The organism is Algoriella sp., from assembly GCF_036647415.1.
Classification (GTDB): domain Bacteria; phylum Bacteroidota; class Bacteroidia; order Flavobacteriales; family Weeksellaceae; genus Empedobacter.
This window is the reverse complement of record NZ_JAVXKG010000017.1, coordinates 1-22214: the sequence shown is the minus strand read 5'-3', so window position 1 is coordinate 22214 and position 22214 is coordinate 1. Positions and strand designations below refer to the sequence as shown.

The window sequence follows — 22214 nt, the reverse complement described above, 5'->3', positions numbered from 1 at the left end:
TCTACGAGCGGATTTATTTATTTTGTTAAAACATGAAAAGCTTCTTCCAAGTTTTTATATTGTCCTTTAAATTCTTCTATAGATTGATCTGCAACAATTCGTCCATTATTCAACAAAATAACACGTGAACAAAGCGCTTCCACTTCCTGCATAATATGAGTAGAAAGAATAACGGTTTTCTCCTTCCCTATTTCCTTTATCACTTCTCTAATCTCTATAATCTGATTTGGATCCAAACCATTTGTAGGTTCGTCTAAAATCAAAATTTCTGGGCTAGAAATTATCGCTTGCGCTAAACCAACACGTTGTTTATAACCTTTAGATAATTGATGAATTTTCTTATGTTTTTCTGGCGTTAAACCAACTCTATCTATCACTTCGTCAATTTTTGACTTCGGTACTTTTCTGATATTCGTAACAAATTCTAAATATTCTTTCACATACATATCCATATACAATGGATTATTTTCTTGTAAAAAACCAATTAATTTCTTTGTTTCAATTGGCTGAGAAGAAACATTGTAATCATTTACCGAAATTTCTCCCGAATCGGGATTGATTGCATTGGTAATACTTTTCATCAAAGTAGATTTTCCAGCACCATTAGGCCCTAATAATCCTACTACTTCTCCATTATTTATCGAAAACGAAACTTTATCTAAAGCTAACTGTTCTCCGTATTTCTTTGTTAAATCTTTAATAACAATTCCCATTTGATAAAAATTTTTTGATAAATTTAGTAAAAAATAGTTGTTCATTTAGAAAATAAATATCTAGATTTGTAGCTCAAATTTATAGAGAAACCAAGAATGACAACATTCAATTATTTTAACGCATTTTTCTTTTACTTTTTTGGATATTATCCAGGAGAGCAGGGACTGCGTTGTCAAAATTGATTGTTAACATCATATTAAGATAATATAAAGTCCCACGTTTGTGGGACTTTTTTTTTGCACAAAACACATGAAAACAAAAGTTGCAATACAAGGATATATTGGCTCATATCATCACGAAGCTGCCAATATTTATTTAGGAAATGATATCGAAATTGTAGAATGTGACACGTTTAAAACTTTAGCAAAGTCGCTTGCAAAGGGAAAGGTAGATAAAGCAATAATGGCAATAGAAAACACAATTGCTGGAGCTATTTTACCAAATTACGCGCTGTTAACAAAATATAATTTAAAAGTTGTTGGAGAAATTTATTTATCAATTCAACATCAATTGATGGTTAAGAAAGGACAAAATTTAGATGATATAAAAGAAGTTCGCTCTCACCAAATGGCTTTATTGCAATGTGATAAATTCCTTGAAAAACATGCAAATTGGCGCATTGTGAATGATATTGACACAGCTTTAACAGCAAAAGATATTGTAAATCAAGATTTGAATGATGTTGCAGCAATTGCGTCGAGAAAAGCCGCAGAAGTTTATGGATTAGACATTTTGGCATCGAGCATACAAACTTTTCAAGATAATTTCACACGATTTTTTGTTTTGCAACGTGAGCATAACGATTATGAAGATTTTAATAAAGTTTCGATGCGTTTTTCGGTTCCACACAAATCTGGTGCTTTGGTTGATGTGTTAAATCAAATTGCAGAATGTGGAATTAATATGGACAAAATACAATCTGTTCCGATCATAGAAAAACCTTGGGAATACTCTTTTCATATCGATATTACATTCGAGCAAAAAGAACAGTATTATGAATTACTTGGAAAAATTGCACGAAAATTAACTGATTTAGAAATATTAGGCGAATTCAAAAAAGGGAAAGAATGATAGCAGAAGCCCAACGATTACAAAGTGTTCAGGAATACTATTTCTCACAAAAATTACAAGAAATAGCAAACATGAAAACCGATATTCCAATTATTTCATTAGGAATTGGAAGTCCAGATTTACAACCTCATCCATCAGTTATAGAGGAATTAATCAACAGCTCACAAAGCGGAATCAATGGTTATCAGAGTTATCGCGGAATTCCAGAAATGAGGGAAGCTATTGCAACTTTCTATCAATCAAAATTTAATGTAGACACAAATCCGTCTACAGAAATTTTACCGCTAATAGGATCTAAGGAAGGAATTATGCATATTTCTTTGGCTTTTCTGAATGAAGGTGACAAAGTTTTAATACCAAATCCTGGTTATCCGACCTATACTTCGGTAACAGAATTAGTACAAGCAGAACCGTTGTATTACGATTTGAAAGATGAAAATGATTGGCTACCAGATTTTGATCAATTAGAAAAATTAGCCGAACAAAAACCGAAAATTATGTGGCTTAATTACCCACATATGCCCACTGGAGCAAAGGCTCCGAAAGACGTTCTTAGAAAATTAGTAGAGTTTGCAACTCGTCATCAAATCTTAATCGTGAATGATAATCCATATAGTTTTATCCTAAATGATGAACCGACAAGTATTTTGTCTATAGATGGCGCAAAGGACGTTTGTATTGAATTGAATTCGTTAAGCAAAACCTTTAATATTGCTGGTTGGCGTGTCGGAATGGTAATTGGAAAAGAAAATTTTATCAATTCTATTCTAAAAGTGAAATCAAATATGGATTCGGGAATGAATTTTGCGATACAAAAAGCTGCTACAAAAGCACTTTTGGTTGACGATTCTTGGTACGAAGTGTTGACAAAAATATACGCAGAAAGACGAAAAGTAATTTGGGAAATTGCTGATTTGTTAAACGTAAAATACAACGAAGATTCTGCCGGAATGTTTATTTGGGCAAAATTACCAGAAGGCATAAATGATAAAGATTTTATTGATACTATTTTATATGACAAAAAAGTATTTATCACACCAGGAAGTATTTTTGGAAGCAATGGCGAAGGATTTATCAGATTTTCACTTTGTGCACCAATAGAGAAGTTAATTGAAGTCAAAAAAAGATTAGAATCATGAAAACAATTTCAGTCATCGGACTTGGATTAATTGGAGGTTCTTTCGCTTTAGCCTTAAAAAAAGTTGGCGTTGCCGAAAAAATTATTGGTATAGATAAAGATGTAAAACATCAAATTGAAGCCTTAGAATTAGGAATTGTAGATGAAATTGCAGAATTGGATGAAGCTCTAAAACAATCAGATTTGGTTGTAGTAGCAGTTCCGATAAATTCTATTCAAAATGTTTTACCAGAAATTTTAGATAAAATAAATGATAAAACAATTGTAATGGATATGGGTTCTACAAAAGCTGGAATTTGCAAAAAGGTTTTGAATCATCCCAAAAGAAAACAATTTGTTGCAACGCATCCTATTGCAGGAACAGAAAATTCGGGACCAAAAGCTGCATTTCCAGAGTTGTTCTTGAACAAAGTTGTCATTTTATGCGACGTTGATAAAAGTGAAAAAGACGCGGTAAAAAAAGTGAAAAAAATTTACCAATCACTTTGGATGAATGTTAGTACAATGACTTCAGAAGCTCATGATGCACACATTGCGTACGTTTCGCACCTTTCGCACATTACGTCTTTTGCTTTAGGACAGACGGTTTTGGAGGAAGAAAAAAACGAAGAAGCTATTTTTGATATGGCAGGTTCTGGTTTTGAATCGACGGTTCGTTTAGCAAAAAGTTCTCCTGATATGTGGACGCCAATTTTGATTCAGAATCGAGAAAATTTGCTTAATGCAATAGACGCTTATCAAACACAATTATCAAAAATTAGAAAAATGATTGATGAAAAAGATTCAGAAAAAATTCATCATTATTTAAAAAACACAAACGACATACGTCGAATATTAAATAAATAATTACTCTCAAATAAATAGATTTTAAACCTTAAATTTGCAAATGTTATGGAAAATAATAACTGGATAAAAGAATACGATAAACCAATGATCATCGCTGGACCTTGTAGTGCAGAAAGTGAAAAACAAATGATGACAATCGCCGAAGATTTGGACAAAGATTATGTACAAATTTTTCGTGCTGGAATTTGGAAACCTCGTACAAAACCAAATTGTTTTGAAGGAGTTGGTGCAATTGGACTAAACTGGTTGAAGAAAGTAAAGGACGAATTCGGAATGAAAATCGCAACTGAAATCGCCAATGCAAATCACGCTAAATTAGCGTTAGAATATGATGTTGACGTTCTTTGGATTGGTGCTCGTTCTACTGTAAATCCTTTTACGGTACAAGAAATTGCTGAAGCTTTACGCGGAACAGACAAAATTGTATTAGTAAAAAATCCTGTAAATCCAGATTTAGATTTATGGATTGGTGCTTTAGAGCGTTTAGAGGCTCAAGGAATCAAAAATTTAGGTGCAATTCACCGTGGTTTTTCTACGTATAAAAAGACTAAATACCGCAATAACCCACAATGGCAAATTGCGTTAGATTTCAAAAATAAATTACCAAATATTCCTATTATCTGTGATCCATCTCACATTTGTGGTAACAGAGAAGGTTTATTTGATGTTGCTCAACAAGCATTCAATTTTGAATACAATGGATTGATGATAGAATCTCATAACAATCCAGACGAAGCGTGGTCTGATGCAGCTCAGCAAGTTACTCCAGCTCGTTTATTAGAGATCTTGAAAGATTTAGAAATTCGTCAATCTGATGATCCAGACGCAATTTACAAAACTGGAATAGAGAATTTACGTCATCAAATAGATGAGTTAGACAACTCTATTTTAGATACTATTTCTCAACGAATGAAAGTTGCAAACTCTATCGGAGAATTGAAAAAAGATCATAACGTTGCGGTTTTTCAACCAGATCGTTGGAAACAAATCAAAGACAACTCCATAAAAGCAGGAGTTTCTTTAGGTTTATCTGAAGATTTTGTTGATAAATTGTTACAGGCAATTCACCAAGAATCTGTAGCGCAACAAAACCAAATTATGGTTAAAAAAGAAGAAAAAATATAATACATATTGAAAGGAATTGTAATAAAATCTACTGGTAGCTGGTACCATCTTCTTACAGAAGATGGTGCGACTTACCAAGCAAGAATAAGAGGGAAGTTTAGAATAGCGAACATCAAACACACTAATCCTATTGCGGTTGGTGATGAAGTTGATTTCGAGATTGATAAAGATGATATTGCCGTGATTACAAAAATACACGAGCGCAAAAATTACATCATCAGAAAATCGGTAAATCTTTCCAAAAAAACACACATTATTGCCTCAAACATTGATGTTGCTTTTTTGGTTGTAACACTTTCTAATCCAAAAACTTCTTTTGGTTTTATTGATCGATTTTTGATCACAGCAGAAGCTTACCAAATTCCTGTCGTTATTTTATTCAATAAAATTGACATTTACAAGGAAGATGAATTAGCAGATTTAGCTATTTATAAATCGATTTACAATTCTATCGGATATGAAAGCATGGATATCTCAGCAGAAACTGGTCTAAATTTAAATTCCGTAAAGGATCAAATGAAAGATAAAGTAAGTTTAGTTTCCGGGCATTCTGGTGTTGGAAAATCTACGTTATTGAATGCTTTGAATCCTGAATTAAATATTAAAACTCATCAAGTTTCTGATTTTAACAGCAAAGGACAACATACCACTACTTTTGCACAGATGTACCAATGGCCTTTTGGTGGCTTTATAATTGATACACCTGGTATAAAAGAGTTTGGTTTAGTTCATATTGATAAATCTGATTTACAAGGTTATTTTCCTGAAATTCTAGCCTTGAAACACGAATGTAAATTTGATAATTGTATTCATCTTAATGAACCTAAATGTGCGGTAAAAGACGCTGTGAAAAATGAAGAAATTGCCATTTCTCGCTACGAAAATTACCTTACTTTTTTGGAGGAAGAAATTTATAACGAATAATTATTCTAATCTATAACTAACTCCAAGTCCAAAAAATAATCCTGATTTTATTTTATTGTCATCAGTATAAGCGACATCTTTAAAATCATCATTTAATACCTGATAACGTCTAAACATTGCGTAACCCGCTTTTGCATTTAACCAAAATTTACCACTAAAATTGTATCCAAATGTTGGCGCAATAGTTATGTTAGACGTTTTCATATAAATTTGTGGATTAGTTTCTAATCCTTTATCTGTATGGAAAATTGCTGCATCAAGATTGTAGCTCAAACCATATTCTATCTTATCTGTTGGCGTCAAAATAACATAAGCAAAACTTGGTAAAATAGCATTAATTCTTAATTTTTCCGTTTCATATCTCAAATAACCTAAAGGAATTATTGTATTTTTATTCAAATCATTATTATACGAAACTCCAAGACCATAAGAAAGTTTTTCTATTTTTTTAGATGATTTTATTCCAATCAGATTAAGGCTCGGGAAAATTCCATATTTAGTAGAATTATCAGAAAAATCAGTTCTAAGATTTGCTCTTGGTGAAATAATCATTTCCCAATTTTCAGCCAATTTCTGGCGAATAATTAATCCCAATCTTATATCATTTAATTGATCTGGAAAAATTTCTTCCGATTTTTCTAAATCATACATATACGATTTGTAATTGATATTTGTATAAACCTCTGTTGTTTTTGTAAGATCAAATTTTGGTAAAATTACATTGGCTTCTATAAGATTCAAAGTCGCTTCATTATCTATTTTATCCATTTTAGAATTAGGAAAATAACTGTAATTTACATAAATAGGATCGTTATTTGTTTGAGAAAACAGCGTGCTTGTAAACGCTAGAAAAGAGAATAAGGTAATTTTTTTCATGGTAGCTTTTTATTAATATAACACTAAAATAGCGTTTATTTTGATATAATCATAAATATCTAATCATTTGCAATTGATTATATTAAATAAAACCGCAAAAAATTAAATAAAAACATATTGTAAAAATTAAGATTTTTATTTATTTACTCAGAATACGGTTTCCCGTAAAATATATCTTTTTGTACCATCTACCTTTGTTAAAATTGATGAAGATGGATAATTTATACATACAAGTTGCTTTAGATTTTGTGGAATGTACAAAAGAACAGAAAATAAAATTCACTAACCATTTAGAATCGATTAACTGGCAATCTATCAATCCAAATACATTATGGAATGTTGCTTGCCATGATCAAAATGATCACTTAGAAATTATTCATAAAATTGAAAGAGAATTATTAATTGCGAAAGAAATTTCGAATCTTTATGAATTAGATTATGTTATAATTTCTCCAGAAGACATCTATTTTAATCAACTGAATTAATATATAAATAACTTTTACCTATTTTACAACGCTATAACTTTATCCTAACAAAGTTATAGCGTTTTTGTTATTGCTTCAAACCTCTTAAAATTATTTAAATAAAATCATAAAAAATCACTAAATTTCTACTCATTTTATCTAATTATAAGAAACATAATATGCGAACGATCTTACAACGTGTTCAACACGCGTCTGTAACTGTAGATGGAAAAATTACAGGAAATATTAATCACGGAATTTTAGTTTTAGTTGGTTTTGAACCTGAAGACATAAATGAAGATTTTGAATGGATCATAAAGAAAATAATACAATTAAGAATTTTTAATGATGAAAACAACGTGATGAATTTAGATATACAACAAACTAATGGAGAAATTTTAGTAATTTCGCAATTTACGTTGCATGCAGCTGTTAAGAAAGGAAATAGACCTTCTTATATCAAAGCGTCGAAACCAGATTTAGCAAATGAGCAATATGAAGAATTTTTAAATCTTTTAGAAAATAATTTCAAACCTGTACAAAAAGGAATTTTTGGCGCAGACATGAAAGTTGAATTGCTAAACGATGGTCCAGTAACCATTTTTATCGATTCTAAAAATAGAGAATAAACGACTAAACACTAAAATTAATAATGAAAAAAACTCTACTTTTTTCCACATTTATTTGTTCATTTATTTATGCACAAAATTATGCTGTAGATCAAATTCCGGCAGATTTGGTAAAAGACGCTTATGCGGTTGTTCGTCAAAACGACGAAAAAATTGAATTACTAAAAGTCGACGAACTAAAATACACAGAAAATGTTGTTGTAACTGTGCTAAGCAAAGCTGGAGACAACTACGTTGGCGCACAAGCTTACTACAATCCAAATACAAAAATTGATGTATTTGAAGCTACACTATATGATGCTTTTGGTAAAGAAGTAAAGAAATTTAAATCAAAAGATTTATTAGATCAAAGCGCTGTTTCTAACGGACAAATGTATACAGATGATCGCATAAAATATTTAAATTTTACACCAACATCTTACCCGTATACCATCCATTATAAAATTACAACAACAACCAAAAATACTATAGGAATACCAAAATGGTTTCCGATAAAAGCACCAAATCTTTCCGTAGAAAAATCGAGTTATCAGTTTTCTAATAAAACAAATGCTACAATTCGTCTTAAAGAAAATAATTTTACTGGATTTAATATTCAAAAAACGGGAGATCAAAACAATTTAAACTATACATATAATCATATTCCTGCTTTTAACGAAGAAGATAAAATGGTTAGTATTCGTAATATTTTCCCAAATGCAATTTTAGCTTCAAATCAAATCAATATTGATGGTGTAAAAGGAAATTACGACAATTGGAACGATTACGGAAAATGGACGTACACTTATCTTGTAAACGGAAAACAAGATTTTACTTCGCCTCAAAAAGAATATTTTAAAGGATTGGTAAAAGAAGCAAAATCTGACAAAGAAAAAGTTCAGATTCTGTACAAACATTTACAGAAAAAAGTACGTTATATTGGTGTACAACTGGGTATTGGAGGACTTTCCCCTTATCCTGCGTCTTATGTAGAAAGCAAAAGTTATGGTGACTGTAAAGCGTTAACAAACTACATGCTATCTATGCTAGATGCTGTTGGTATAAAATCGTATTACACCGAAGTACACTCTGGCTCTTCGCCAAAAGACATGACCGAAGATATGATGTATTTACAAGGTGATCATGTTATTTTATATGTTCCACTAAAAGACGAAGATATCTGGTTAGAAACTACAAGTCAAACTGCTGCATTTAATTATTTAGGTGATTTTACAGCTAATCGTAAAGTTTTTATTTTAGATGAAACTGGTGGAAAAATAATTCCTTCTCAACAATTTAAGCCAGAAACAAATCAATTATTGGTAAATGGATCAGCTACTATTTCTGCTGATGGAACACTTAATACAAAGCTATCAGAAGTTTCTAAAGGTTTGATTTATGAAAACCTTGCACGATATGCCCAATTAACGGAAAAGGATTTGGATTTAAGATTAAAAAATCGTTTTTCTAATTTACAAGGAATTAAATTTAATAAGAAAGAGTTTAATGACAATTGGAATGATGCAATCTTTACGTCAAATTTTGATTTTTCTGTTCCAAATTATGCGAAAATTCAAGGAAATAATATTATCATCAATATCATTCCTATTAATCGTGAAGAAACTTCTTTGAAAAAAACAAAAGATAGAAAGTTCGATTTTAAAGTTGAATCTGGTTATGTTGACGAAGTTTCTTATGTATTAACTATTCCAAGTGGATATAAAGTACCACAGCATTTTGAAACTATAAAAGTAAAGTCTGTTTTTGGTGAATATAGCTTAGAAATTAATCCAAAAGATCAAAATAATTTCGAAATAAAAAGAGTTTACACACAATTAACCGGTGATTTTTCTAAAGAAAAATACAACGAATATGTCGAATTCAGAAGACAAATTGCAGGTTATGATAATACAAAACTATTACTAGAAAAACTATAATAACACTTATGAAGACATTAATAACACTTGTAGCTTCTATTGCTACGTTATCTAGTTTTGCACAAGATGTAAAATTTGGAAAAGTAACAAAACAAGATTTTGAGAAAACAAAAAGTACCATACAAACTGATGCTCCAGCCGAAGTTCTTTATGCAGATGGTAATTACAAAATTAGTTTTAATACAAACCAAGGTGGTGTAGAACAAACAAAAAAAGTTTTTTATCGCGTTATTGTTTTTGATAAGGATAAAACACCTGATGATGTATTAAAAATAGAAATTCCATTATACAAAGGAAATGGATCGGGTAATGAGGATAAAATTTTATCACTTAAAGCCGTTACATACAATCTCGAAAATGGGAAAGTTGTAGAACAAAAGGTCGAGAAGAAAGATATTTTTACAGAAAAAGTTCATCGTTTTTTAGACAAACAGACGTTTTCATTTCCTAATGTAAAAAACGGCTCTATTTTAGAATATACATACGAAATTCTTTCTCCATTTTATAGTGATACAGATACATGGTATTTTCAACAATCTGTACCAGTTGTAAATAGTAACTTTACTTTAGAATCTCACGAATTCTTGATTTATCAACATGATTTACGAGGTGGATTTTCCCCAAAAGTAGTTAGAGATTCAAAACAAGATACTTATACTTTAAATGAATTTGTAAGAGGACGAAATTCAAATACGAGTGTATCTGAACAAAAATTATCTATAAACACGGTAAAATATACTCTAACAAACCTACCAAACTATACAAGAGAAGCTTACGTATTAAATTCTCGCAATTTATTAGCAAGTATACGTTTCGAATTATCATCATATATAGTTCCTGGTAGAACCACTGAAAATTTTTCGACAACTTGGGAAAAAATTGGAAAGGACTTACTAGACAATGATAACTTTGGACGAGAACTTAACGGAAATGGTTTTTTAGATGAACCTGTAAATGCTATTATTGCAGGAAAAAATACGCCTGAAGAAAAAATGCAGACTTTATTTGATTATGTTCGCAATACTTACACATTCAATGATTATGTAAGTAAATATACTGATAACGGAATTAAAAAAACATTTAATGAAAAATCAGGAAACTCTGCAGATATTAATCTAATGTTAATCGCTATGCTTCGAAAAGCTGGTCTTGATGCAAATCCTATTGTTTTAAGTACTGTTAATAATGGTGTTTTAAACTATTCTTTTCCTTCTCGAAATAAATTAAATTATGTAATTGCTGGTGTAACAATCAATAAAGAGTTTTACTTGATGGATGCTACAGACAAAAACTCTCAAATTAATTTATTACCTATTCGCGCTATTAACGATAGAGGATTTATGGTAACAGATAAAGGAATGAAAGAAATTACACTTCGTAATTCTACTATGTCGGCTGATAAAAAAACAATTACAGCAGATCTTAAAGCAGACGGAAATCTTACAGGAATATACTCTAGTGTACGCGACAATTATTTCTACATGTCCGATTTGAATGATATCGCAAATGATCCTAAAGCATTCGAAAAAGAATACACAGAAGATTATAATTTTGAGATTTCTGATTTTAAAACACAAGACAATAAACAAAATTTAATTCGTCATCAATTCAAATTTAATGATGTAAAAGTAGATGTTGCAGGAAATAAAATTTTATTCAATCCATTCTTATTTTTAGCTAATACAAAGCATAATCTAAATTTAGAACAACGTAATTATAATATTGAATTTGGTGCACCTACAACGAATACAAACACCATCAAAATAAAAATTCCAGAAGGATACAAAGTAGAATCTTTACCTACAGAAAAGCAATTTACAATGCCTGATCAAGCTGGTGGATATGCTTATAAAGTAATCGAAAAAGATGGTTTTATAATTGCTCAAGCGCAAAAAATAATGCCTTATAGTGTTTTACCTGCACAGTATTATAAACCTTTAAAAGAATTTTTAACAAATATTATTAATACAGAAGGACAACAAGTAATTTTGGTAAAACAATAATCAAAAAAATTATAACTCTAGACTAAAACCACTCATTGAGTGGTTTTTTATTTTGTACTTTTAGCTTCTCAAACAAAAAATAAAAATCATGAGTCTTCAACAAGCACAATTAGATGTCGATAATTGGATAAAAGAACATGGCGTTCGTTATTTTAATGAGCTAACAAATATGGCACAACTTACAGAAGAAGTTGGAGAAGTTGCGCGTATTATTGCTCGTAGATATGGGGAACAATCAGAAAAAGAATCAGATAAAAATAAAGATTTAGGCGAAGAATTAGCCGACGTAATTTTTGTAGCAATTTGTTTAGCCAATCAAACTGGTGTTGATTTAGAATCTGCTTTTTATAAAAAGTTAGATTACAAAACAAAACGCGACCACGATCGTCATCAAAATAATGATAAATTAAAATAAAAATGATTGAAATTTCAGCACATCAATCCCCAATAAATAATCAATTAGCCGTTACAGGCTCTAAAAGTGAAAGCAATCGTTTATTGTTATTAAATCAATTATTTGAGAATGTTTTGAAACTCGAAAATGTTTCAAATTCAGAAGATTCTCAATTGATGCAAAAAGCATTAGCAAACCAATCAGATTTAATCGATATTCATCACGCTGGAACAGCAATGCGTTTTTTAACTGCTTATTATTCTATTCAAAATGATAGAAATATCACGCTTACAGGCTCAGAAAGAATGAAACAACGCCCAATAAAGGTTTTGGTTGATGCATTAAACAAATTGGGAGCAGAAATTTCGTATCAAGAAAATGAAGGATTTCCTCCATTACAAATCAAAGGGAAAAAAATAACTCAAGATTCTATCACAATTCCATCAAACATCAGCTCGCAATATATCTCGGCTCTGTGTTTGATTGGAACGAAATTAGAGAATGGATTAACGATTAATTTGGATGGAAAAATAATTTCAGTTCCATATATTCAAATGACTATTCAATTATTAAATAGAGCTGGAATTAATGCAAATTTTGAAGGAAATACAATTTCAATTCCTTTCACAGCATCTATTCAATCTCAAACAATACAAGTTGAATCGGATTGGAGTTCGGCTTCATATTATTACAGCTTGATTGCTTTAGCTAAAAATTCTGAAATTAAAATTTCTACTTATTTCGAAGATTCTTTACAAGGAGATTCTGCCTTACAGACAATTTATACGGACAATTTTGGCGTAATTTCTACTTTTGAAAATGGAATTTTAACGTTAAAAAATAATCCAGAATTTCAATTTAAAGAATCAGTCGAATTGAATTTAATCAACACTCCAGACATTGCACAAACTATTGCTGCAACTTGTGTTGGATTGAAATTAAAATGCCATTTAACAGGTTTAGAAACGCTAAAAATTAAAGAAACAGATCGTTTAGTTGCATTAAAAAATGAGTTAGAAAAATTTGGAGCAATTATTACAATTACAGACGATTCTTTAACAATAGAAGGTTATCAAGATTTTACTGAAACACCAACTTTAGAAACTTATAACGATCATCGTATGGCAATGTGTATGGCACCACTGGCACAGCTTTTTACAATAAGAATAAAAGATGAAATGGTAGTAGAAAAATCCTACCCAACTTTTTGGGAAGATTGGAAACAATTAGGTTTTACTATAAAATCAATTTAAAATAATACAAAAAAATCCGCTTAAGTAGCGGATTTTTTAATGATATAGAATTAAGTTTTATTCAAAATTCTGCATATTCACTAAATTCGCATAAACTCCATTTTTTTCTATAAGCGAAGAATGACTTCCTTGTTCTATAATTTTACCAGCGTCCATCACAACAATTTTATCTGCTTGTTGAATCGTCGATAAACGGTGTGCAATAACCAAAGAAGTTCGGTTTTGCATCATATTATTCAATGCACCTTGTACCAATTTTTCAGATTTTGTGTCCAAAGCAGAAGTTGCTTCGTCTAAAACCATAATTGGCGGATTTTTATACACTGCACGCGCAATACTCAATCGTTGTTTTTGACCTCCAGAAAGCTTTCCTCCTCCTTCACCAACAGATTCTTGATACTTCTCTGGCATTTTTACAATAAACTCTTCTGCATTCGCAATTTGAGCGGCATGTTCTACTTTTTCTTGACTCGGATTTTTATCTCCTAAAGCAATATTATTAAAAATAGTATCATTAAATAAAATTGAATCTTGCGTTACCAATCCAAATAGGGTACGATAATCGTTTAATTTGACATGTTTGATATCAATTCCATCAATCAAAATCTCACCAGATTTCACGTCCCAAAATCGTGTAATTAAATTTGCTAAAGTCGATTTTCCTGAGCCAGATTGTCCAACCAAAGCCACTGTTTCTCCTTTATTTATTGTTAAATTAAAATTCTCAATAACATTATGTTTTCCATAACCAAACGTTACATTTCTGAATTCTATTTTATCTTCAAAAGCATCAATTCCTTTTGCATTTGGTAAGTCTTTTATCGAAACATCAGAATCTAATACATCAAAAATTCGTTTTGCAGAAACTTCTCCTTTTTGTACATCTGATAATGCTTTCGAAAAACGTTTAATCGGATCTAATAATGTATAAAAAGTTGCGATATAAAAGATGAATTCTGAACCTGATAAACCATTTCCTTCTAATGATAATTTTCCTCCAAAAAATACGATCAAACCAATTGTTATTGCACCTAAAAACTCACTTGTTGGTGAAGCCAAAGCACGTTTTTTCATTACTTTTTGCAAGTATTTTCGATACAAATTTATCGACGTATCGAAACGACCTTTTACTTGATCTTCTGCATTAAAAATCTTAATAATTTTAAGCGAAGTCAACGTTTCATCAACATAAGCAATAATATTTGATAATTCATCTTGCGCGTGTTCAGCAGCTTTTTTCAAGCTTTTACCAATCAATGAAATGATTGTTCCCATTATTGGAAATACCAAAATAGCAAATATTGTTAACTGATAACTTATTGTAAATAAAAACGTTACAAATACAATTATCATAATTGGTGAACGCACAAGCTCTACAAAAGAATTCAGAATATTAGATTCTACTTCGTTAACATCACTCGAAATACGGTTTATCATATCACCTTTTCGTTTTTCTGTGAAGTATGCAACAGGTAAATCGATAATTTTATTGTGAATATCCACACGTAAATCGCGTGTAACACCTGAACGCAAATCGACTAAACATGTCTCCGAAAGAAAACTGAAAATATTTCTGAACAAAAATGCCACAATAAATACAACACAAGAAATTGCCAAAACATAAACTGGTCCTTCGGTTTGCGAAAGTTGATTCATATAATATCCTGAATATTCAGAAAAGAATTGTTTCAAATCAACCAAATGCCCCGAATAAATTGGTTTACTCGTAATATGTTTTTTATCTTCTCCAAAGAGAACGCTCAATATAGGCATCATAAACGCTAAAGCAATAATGTTAAATAATGCATATAATAAATTGAAAATAATTGCCGTAACAAATGATGATTTGTAAGGTTTTATATAAGAAAATGCTCTGTTTTTATATGAACTCATTGATTTTTTTTAAAACGCTCAAAAGAAACTTTTGAAGCTACAAATTTACGCAAAAAAAATAATGACTACTTTAAATATAAAATAGTCATTATAGAGTAAAAATTTTGTGGGTTTGATTACTCAGAGTAACCTTTTTTTGTTTTTATTTAACTCGTTGCCAAGTTTGTGTTCTTCCTACCAATGAAATTCCAATGTAACCTCTTACATCTAATTTATCACTTCCATTTAGGGTCATTTTTGCTTTGTATTCTTTTCCTTTATTAGGATCTAAGATTTTACCTCCACTCCATTCATTTCCATCTTTTTTAAGACCAGAAAGAATTTGCATTCCTAAAATTGGTTTATTTTTTAATGCGCCAGCACATTCTGTACATTTAGCATTTTCTTTTCCTTTTGTTAAAATCCTAGAGACTTTACCATAAAGTTTACCATCTTTCTCGAAAATCTCTACGTAAGACTTCGCCTGTTTCGTTTCATCATCAATTGTTTTCCAAGTTCCAATTGGCGATTGCGCATACATTAAAGATGTCAACATAAAGAATAATCCGAATAAAATTGACTTTTTCATATTTTTATCCTTTAAAATTTATTTCACTAAAGTATATTAAATTTTAGTGTAATCAAAACACTACATCTAAATTTTTACAAAATTTAATTATTTTACATAACAAAACACAATTAAACAACTCAAAAACAATTAAATAGCTTTAAATAAAATTATAGATAAATTTTTAATAACATTATTCATTAAAGACAATTTAGTGTAAACTATGCTAACATAATAATTATTTTTAAAATCTATATTTTTATAAAATAGATCATTTATCATTCTTTATATCTACATAAATTAAATTTTATAAAAATGCGAAAATGACCTATTGTCAAAATGTCTCCTTTTTTATTTTTTAACGTCAAAAAGTCAGTTATTTTAAATTAAAATCAGTTTGGAATTTTTTTTGATGACTATTAAACACAATCAAACATAAAAAACTAAAAAACAATGGATTTTAATCAATTTACTATAAAAGGGCGAGAAGCAATTCAGTCCGCCCAACAAATTGCTGTTGAGCATAAAAATCAAGCAATAGAGCCTGCCCATATTTTTGGAGGAATGTTGGATGTTGATGAAAATGTAATTTCATTAATCTTAGAAAAACAAGGTGTTAAAATAGATCTTTTAAAACCGGAATTAGACCTTGAGATCAATAAGTACCCAAAAATTGAGGGACAGCAAGGAAATCATCTTTCTAATTCATCTAATCAAATTCTGCAAGTTGCAAAAGAAATTGCAAAAGAGATGAATGATGATTTTATCACTTTAGAACATTTATTATTAGGTTTAATCAAGAATGTTTCGCCTGTAAGTCAATTACTAAAAAACAAAGGCGTTACATTCGATAACACAAAAAAACTAGTAACAGAATTGAGAAACGGAGAAAGAGTAACTTCTGAAAACGCAGAAGGCACATATAATTCATTAAATAAATTTGCTAAAAACTTAACAGATTTAGCAAAAGAAGGAAAGTTAGATCCTGTAATTGGACGTGATGAAGAAATTCGACGTGTATTACAAATTCTATCTCGTCGTACAAAAAACAATCCGATCTTGATTGGTGAACCTGGAGTTGGTAAAACTGCTATTGCAGAAGGATTAGCGCATAGAATCATCAACGGAGATGTTCCTGAAAATCTATTAAACAAACAGATTTTCTCTTTAGACATGGGAGCTTTGGTCGCGGGAGCAAAATATAAAGGGGAATTTGAGGAACGTCTAAAAGCGGTTGTCAAAGAGGTAACTTCTTCTAATGGAGAAATAATTTTGTTTATCGATGAAATTCACACGCTGGTTGGTGCTGGTGGTGGAGGAGAAGGTGCTATGGATGCTGCAAATATCCTAAAACCTGCCTTGGCTCGTGGTGAATTACGTTCTATCGGAGCAACAACGCTTAACGAGTATCAAAAATATTTTGAGAAAGACAAAGCCTTAGAACGTCGTTTCCAAAAAGTAATGGTGGAAGAGCCAGATGAAGAGTCTGCAATTTCTATCTTACGAGGAATTAAAGATAAATACGAGCAACATCATAAAATCGGAATTAAAGACGAAGCAATTATAGCAGCTGTTAAATTATCAACTCGTTATATTACAGATCGATTTTTACCTGATAAAGCGATTGACTTAATGGACGAAGCCGCTTCTAAATTAAGAATGGAAATGAATTCTAAACCAGAAGATTTAGATAAGTTAGATCGTCGAATTATTCAGTTAGAAATCGAAATTGAAGCAATAAAACGTGAAGATGATGAGAAAAAATTGAATCTTTTGAAGGAAGAATTATCTAATCTTCAAGATGAAAGAAGTCAATTAAACTCAAAATGGCAAGCAGAAAAAAATCGTGCAGATGAAGTACAAGATTTGCGTAAAAATATCGAAAACATAAAATTTGATATAGAACGTGCAAAACGTGATTATGACTATGCTACAGCTTCTAAATTAGAATTTGAAGATTTAGTAAATGCTAAAAAAGATTTAGAAGATGCCGAAGCAAATCTTGAGAAAAATTCGCAAAACAAGTTGGTAAAAGAATTTGTTGATTCGGATGATATTGCAGAAGTTGTATCAAAATGGACAGGTGTTCCTGCTCAGAAAATGATGCAATCTGACCGTGAAAAACTCTTAAATTTAGAAGAACAATTACACAAACGTGTTTTAGGTCAGGAAGAAGCAATTACAGCTGTATCGGACGCAATTCGTCGTTCTAGAGCGGGATTAAGTGACGAAGGAAAACCGATTGGTTCGTTCTTATTCTTAGGTTCTACGGGTGTCGGTAAAACCGAATTAGCGAAAGCTTTAGCTGAGTTTCTATTTGATGACGAAAACGCAATGACACGTATAGACATGTCCGAATATCAAGAACGTCATGCTGTTTCACGTTTGGTAGGAGCACCTCCAGGTTATGTTGGTTATGATGAAGGTGGACAATTAACAGAAGCTGTTCGTCGTCGTCCATATTCTGTAATTTTGTTAGATGAAATAGAGAAAGCACATCCAGATGTTTTCAATATATTATTGCAAGTTTTAGATGATGGTCGATTAACAGACAACAAAGGACGCGTTGTTAACTTCAAAAACACGATAATCATTATGACGTCTAACTTTGGTTCGCATACTATTTTAGAAAAATTTGCAGATATTGATGAAAATAATGTTGGACAAGTTTATAATGAAACAAAAGAGGTTGTTTTTGACGAATTGAAACAAAATTTCCGTCCTGAATTCTTGAATCGTATCGACGAAATTATTTTATTCCGTCCGTTAAGCGAAAATCAAATTTCTGGAATTGTAACAATCTACTTGAATGCTGTAGCTAAAAAATTAGCTCTTCGTGATATAACACTAGATATTACACCAGAAGCAATAGATTATTTAGCGAAAAAAGGGTACGATCCACAATTTGGTGCACGACCATTGAAAAGAGTTATTCAACAAGATGTTTTGAATGAACTTTCTAAAGAAATTTTAAAAGGTGAAATTAATGATAATGATGCCGTTTTAGTTGATTATTTCGATGAAAAACCTGGTGACAATAAATTAGTTTTCCGAACAAACAAATAAGAGTACTAAGTTTTAATAAAGAGTCCGTTAATCTGTTAATTTACAAGATTAACGGATTCTTTATTTATGTAAAACATAATAGAAGTCATTATTCAAGACTAAAGTTAATTGTAACTTTGCATCTTTATATATAATTTATAATCAACATGTTTAAAATAATAATAACAAGTATATTACTATTATTTAGTTCAATAATTTTTAGCCAGGTAGGTATTGGAACTAGCACTCCAAATGTTTCTTCTATTCTAGATGTTAAATCATCTACACAAGGAATATTAATAACTAGAATTGCATTAACCAATACAACAACTTTTACTCTAGCAGGTTCTACAACAACTGCACAACAATACGAAGCAAATTCTATGCTTGTTTACAATACTGCAACGAAAAATGATGTAACAGAGGGATACTATTATTGGAAACAAACCGATGCTGCAAATGCTGGTAAATGGATAAAAATGATGAATGGACAAGATAATGTTCTTTCTGCCATCAACGGATTAAATATTAATTCTAACCAAAATGTAGCATTAGGTGGTGCTTTAACAACTCCTACAACAGTTGCTACAACAGCTACAAATACACTTGCTCTTAGCGGATTAACAAACGGAGATTCTACTACAGATAAAGTTGTAGTTGCAAGTACAAATGGTGTTTTAAAAGCTGTAAATACTGTATTACCAAAAGTATTTTACATGCCTTCTATCACAATTGATGTATCAACATTAGGAACTGGACGTACAATAGATTTATATAGTCAATATTTATCTCAATATTCTACACCAAGAGTAGCAAGTAGCGGTGCTCCTGCGACAATTCCTTCTTACACAAAAGATCAATTGTATTATTATGTAACCTATTTTGACCCAACAGTTTTCAATGTAACATCTATAAGTGCAGATGGCGTTATGACGTATAATGTAATTGGATCTGCCACTTCTGCATCGTATATGAATATTGTATTTGTCGTAAAATAATGAAGAATTTATTTATAATACTAATCGTATTGATTGGATCTAAAATAGTTGATGCACAATTCATTATCAATGAAAATTTCAAATCTAAAACAACTACAAGCACTATCAAATTTGGTGGAGTTGCAGAATTAACAGGAGGAAAATCTGATCCTGATGGTGACGGTTGGCTAAGATTAACAACTGCTGAAGCAAATAAAAGAGGTTATGCTTTTATCGATCAAGCCTTTTCGTCTACATTAGGAATTATTTCTGAATTTGAATTCAAAGCATGGCGCTCTAAACAAGATCTCTCTTATACTGGTGGTGACGGATTCTCTGTTTTTCTGTTTGATGGTACTGTAAATTCATCTAACTTTCGTCTTGGCGGTTACGGAAGTTCGTTAGGATATGCCAAAAATACAGCTACTGCTCCAGCTGTACCCAATGGTTTACGAGGTGGTTATATTGGTATTGGATTAGATTCTTTTGGAAATTTCGGAAATACAGGAGAGGGTAAAAGTGGTTTATTAGTTGGAGGAGGATCAATACCTAAAGATCCTAACACACCCACGGATGAATCAACAATTCCAAATACAATTGTTTTGAGGGGTGCTACAAACGAATCCACTCCAGCATCATCAAACCAAATCCTTGCGTATTACAAACTGGGTGATAGAACAGGTACTGCTAATAACATGCGTTTAAGAAGTGAATTAGATTATGATGTTTTAACTCCTACCCGACCAACTGATGCTCAATTCTACAGAAAAATAAAAATTATTGTAAAACCTATTGCAGGAACACCTGTAAGATATCAGATACAAGTTTTTATGGCAAGAGCTATCAATACAGACTATGACGCAACTCCATTAATCAATTATACAACTACTCAAACAATTCCCTCTACATTAAAAATTGGTTTTGCAGCGTCTACTGGTGGAGCGTATAATAATCATGAAATTAGAAATTTACAAATTACAACAACAGGAAATTTAAGTGTTTTTAACTCTGTAGATGTTCCATTAGCTTGTAATGAATTACAAAAACAAGATGTAACTTTTCGTATTAATGTTAATAATTCTAATTCTACCGCGATAAATTCTATTCAAGTTGATAGTAAATTTTTAGATAAAGTTGGAGGAGCTTTAATTAATACAAACTTATTTACTATAAAATCAATCACTTATTCCTCTAATATTACAAATCCTACAGTTCAGAATAATGGAAATAATTTTAAAGCAACAATAGGTTTACCAGCCGATTCTACTGGAGTAATTTTTGTAAATGGAACCATAAACAAACCTAATATTCAAGTTGCTAATACAGTAGATGTGTCTTCTACACAAATTGTAGACCCAGATTTAAGTAACAATACTTCTACAGATATTATAAGGCGATATCAATGTAAAGTGACAACAAATCCTATGATGTATATAAAATCAAAATAACAAAAACCTACTCTATTTGAGTAGGTTTTATTATTTTAGCATAAACCAACATTATTATGAAAAAATTCTTTCGACTACTTTTCAAATCAATTGTCTTTATATTAGGATTTCTTGTACTCTATATTTCGGCTGTTTTTTTACTTCCATTAATACCCGTTAATAAAACTCAAAATGATTCTAATAATCAAATAACAGCTTATATTTTGACCAATGGCGTACACACAGACATTGTGGTTCCTGTAAAATCTGAAGCAATAGATTGGTCAACTTTTATACCTTTTACAGATACAAAATCAAAAAAAGGATATAAATACATTGCTTTTGGTTGGGGCGATAAAGGTTTTTATTTGGACACACCCGAATGGAAAGATCTTAAATTCTCTACAGCATTCAAAGCAGCTTTTTGGTTAGGAGATTCAGCCATGCACACTACTTTTTATGATGAAATGATAATTGGAGAAGATTGTAAAAGAGTTGATATGAGCCTCGAAGAATACAAACAATTAATCTCTTATATTAAGAATTCGTATGATTTGGATCAAAATAATAAAGTTGAATTAATAAAAACAGATGCTGTTTACGGAAATAATGATGCTTTTTATGAAGCAAAAGGTAGTTATAGCTTATTTTTCACATGTAATACATGGGCTAGTAACGCTTTAAAATCGGCAAATAAAGAAGCACCTTTATGGACGGCTACACAACAAGGAATCTTTTATCATTACAAATAGAATTCAAATTAAGATTTAAGATAAATATTTTCAAAAAAAATAAAATTTTTTATCATTCATTTTCAAAGAGTTGTCTGTTTTAGGGCATTCAACGCATCATTTTTTTTAATTTTAGATTTGGAAGTAACAAAATTTGCTCTATATTTGCAACACAATATCGATAACGATACTCCTCCTTAGCTCAGTTGGTTAGAGCATCTGACTGTTAATCAGAGGGTCC

19 protein-coding genes are annotated in these 22214 nt (G+C 30.8%); 15 read left to right on the top strand and 4 right to left on the bottom strand.

Annotated features, from left to right (window positions below):
• Positions 1-17 precede the first annotated feature (17 nt).
• Positions 18-713 carry an ABC transporter ATP-binding protein gene (locus RSC72_RS08620; protein ID WP_332543660.1) on the bottom strand — a complete coding sequence of 232 codons (696 nt, stop codon included), beginning with the start codon at positions 711-713 and terminating at the stop codon, positions 18-20.
• 250 nt (positions 714-963) lie between these two features.
• Here RSC72_RS08620 and RSC72_RS08615 point away from each other — a divergent pair, with 250 nt between their 5' ends.
• The 5 genes from RSC72_RS08615 to rsgA are packed head-to-tail and all read left to right on the top strand — an operon-like array spanning position 964 to position 5818.
• The gene (locus RSC72_RS08615) at positions 964-1785 is read left to right on the top strand and encodes a prephenate dehydratase (RefSeq protein ID WP_332543659.1); all 822 of its coding nucleotides are present in this window, start codon (positions 964-966) and stop codon (positions 1783-1785) included.
• Positions 1782-2924 (top strand): pyridoxal phosphate-dependent aminotransferase, encoded by a 1143-nt coding sequence (locus RSC72_RS08610; RefSeq protein WP_332543658.1) that lies wholly within the window; start codon positions 1782-1784, stop codon positions 2922-2924. The genes RSC72_RS08615 and RSC72_RS08610 overlap by 4 nt, the downstream gene beginning before the upstream one ends.
• Positions 2921-3769, top strand: coding sequence for a prephenate dehydrogenase (locus RSC72_RS08605; protein WP_332543657.1), 849 nt, complete (start codon positions 2921-2923; stop codon positions 3767-3769). Before RSC72_RS08610 ends, RSC72_RS08605 begins: the two co-directional genes overlap by 4 nt.
• Before the next feature lie 45 nt (positions 3770-3814).
• Positions 3815-4894: a bifunctional 3-deoxy-7-phosphoheptulonate synthase/chorismate mutase type II gene (locus RSC72_RS08600; protein ID WP_332543656.1), complete on the top strand. Its 1080-nt coding sequence runs from the start codon at positions 3815-3817 to the stop codon at positions 4892-4894.
• A gap of 6 nt (positions 4895-4900) precedes the next feature.
• Complete coding sequence (rsgA, locus tag RSC72_RS08595; protein WP_332543655.1) at positions 4901-5818, top strand: ribosome small subunit-dependent GTPase A; 918 nt, start codon at positions 4901-4903, stop codon at positions 5816-5818.
• On the opposite strand, the gene RSC72_RS08590 is transcribed toward rsgA, so the two are convergent.
• Positions 5819-6694: a DUF6268 family outer membrane beta-barrel protein gene (locus tag RSC72_RS08590; protein ID WP_332543654.1), complete on the bottom strand. Its 876-nt coding sequence runs from the start codon at positions 6692-6694 to the stop codon at positions 5819-5821.
• Between the two features lie 212 nt (positions 6695-6906).
• Between RSC72_RS08590 and RSC72_RS08585 the strand changes: the two genes are divergently transcribed.
• The 6 genes from RSC72_RS08585 to RSC72_RS08560 all read left to right on the top strand — a co-directional run bounded on the left by RSC72_RS08585 (position 6907) and on the right by RSC72_RS08560 (position 13353).
• The gene (locus tag RSC72_RS08585; protein WP_332543653.1) at positions 6907-7179 is read left to right on the top strand and encodes a hypothetical protein; all 273 of its coding nucleotides are present in this window, start codon (positions 6907-6909) and stop codon (positions 7177-7179) included.
• Positions 7180-7337: 158 nt separating this feature from the next.
• Positions 7338-7787: a D-aminoacyl-tRNA deacylase gene (gene dtd, locus RSC72_RS08580; protein ID WP_332543652.1), complete on the top strand. Its 450-nt coding sequence runs from the start codon at positions 7338-7340 to the stop codon at positions 7785-7787.
• Positions 7788-7810: 23 nt separating this feature from the next.
• Positions 7811-9703 (top strand): DUF3857 domain-containing protein, encoded by a 1893-nt coding sequence (locus tag RSC72_RS08575; RefSeq protein WP_332543651.1) that lies wholly within the window; start codon positions 7811-7813, stop codon positions 9701-9703.
• Between the two features lie 8 nt (positions 9704-9711).
• Positions 9712-11706 carry a DUF3857 domain-containing protein gene (locus tag RSC72_RS08570; RefSeq protein WP_332543650.1) on the top strand — a complete coding sequence of 665 codons (1995 nt, stop codon included), beginning with the start codon at positions 9712-9714 and terminating at the stop codon, positions 11704-11706.
• An 88-nt stretch (positions 11707-11794) separates the two neighbouring features.
• On the top strand, positions 11795-12121 hold the full coding sequence (locus tag RSC72_RS08565) for a nucleotide pyrophosphohydrolase (RefSeq protein WP_332543649.1): 327 nt from the start codon (positions 11795-11797) through the stop codon (positions 12119-12121).
• Between the two features lie 2 nt (positions 12122-12123).
• Entirely contained in the window at positions 12124-13353 is a 1230-nt protein-coding gene (locus RSC72_RS08560; RefSeq protein ID WP_332543648.1) for a 3-phosphoshikimate 1-carboxyvinyltransferase, read from the top strand.
• 57 nt (positions 13354-13410) lie between these two features.
• Here RSC72_RS08560 and RSC72_RS08555 read toward each other — a convergent pair whose 3' ends face one another.
• Complete coding sequence (locus tag RSC72_RS08555; RefSeq protein WP_332543647.1) at positions 13411-15246, bottom strand: ABC transporter ATP-binding protein; 1836 nt, start codon at positions 15244-15246, stop codon at positions 13411-13413.
• Positions 15247-15388: 142 nt separating this feature from the next.
• Positions 15389-15814 (bottom strand): DUF2147 domain-containing protein, encoded by a 426-nt coding sequence (locus RSC72_RS08550; RefSeq protein WP_332543646.1) that lies wholly within the window; start codon positions 15812-15814, stop codon positions 15389-15391.
• A 432-nt stretch (positions 15815-16246) separates the two neighbouring features.
• Between RSC72_RS08550 and clpB the strand changes: the two genes are divergently transcribed.
• The 4 genes from clpB to RSC72_RS08530 all read left to right on the top strand — a co-directional run bounded on the left by clpB (position 16247) and on the right by RSC72_RS08530 (position 21994).
• A complete protein-coding gene (clpB, locus tag RSC72_RS08545; protein WP_332543645.1) occupies positions 16247-18859 on the top strand; it encodes an ATP-dependent chaperone ClpB in 2613 nt (870 codons plus the stop codon).
• Positions 18860-19005: 146 nt separating this feature from the next.
• On the top strand, positions 19006-19836 hold the full coding sequence (locus tag RSC72_RS08540) for a hypothetical protein (protein ID WP_332543644.1): 831 nt from the start codon (positions 19006-19008) through the stop codon (positions 19834-19836).
• Entirely contained in the window at positions 19836-21263 is a 1428-nt protein-coding gene (locus tag RSC72_RS08535) for a lectin-like domain-containing protein (RefSeq protein ID WP_332543643.1), read from the top strand. The genes RSC72_RS08540 and RSC72_RS08535 overlap by 1 nt, the downstream gene beginning before the upstream one ends.
• A 56-nt stretch (positions 21264-21319) precedes the next feature.
• The gene (locus RSC72_RS08530; protein WP_332543642.1) at positions 21320-21994 is read left to right on the top strand and encodes a TIGR02117 family protein; all 675 of its coding nucleotides are present in this window, start codon (positions 21320-21322) and stop codon (positions 21992-21994) included.
• Positions 21995-22214 lie beyond the last annotated feature (220 nt).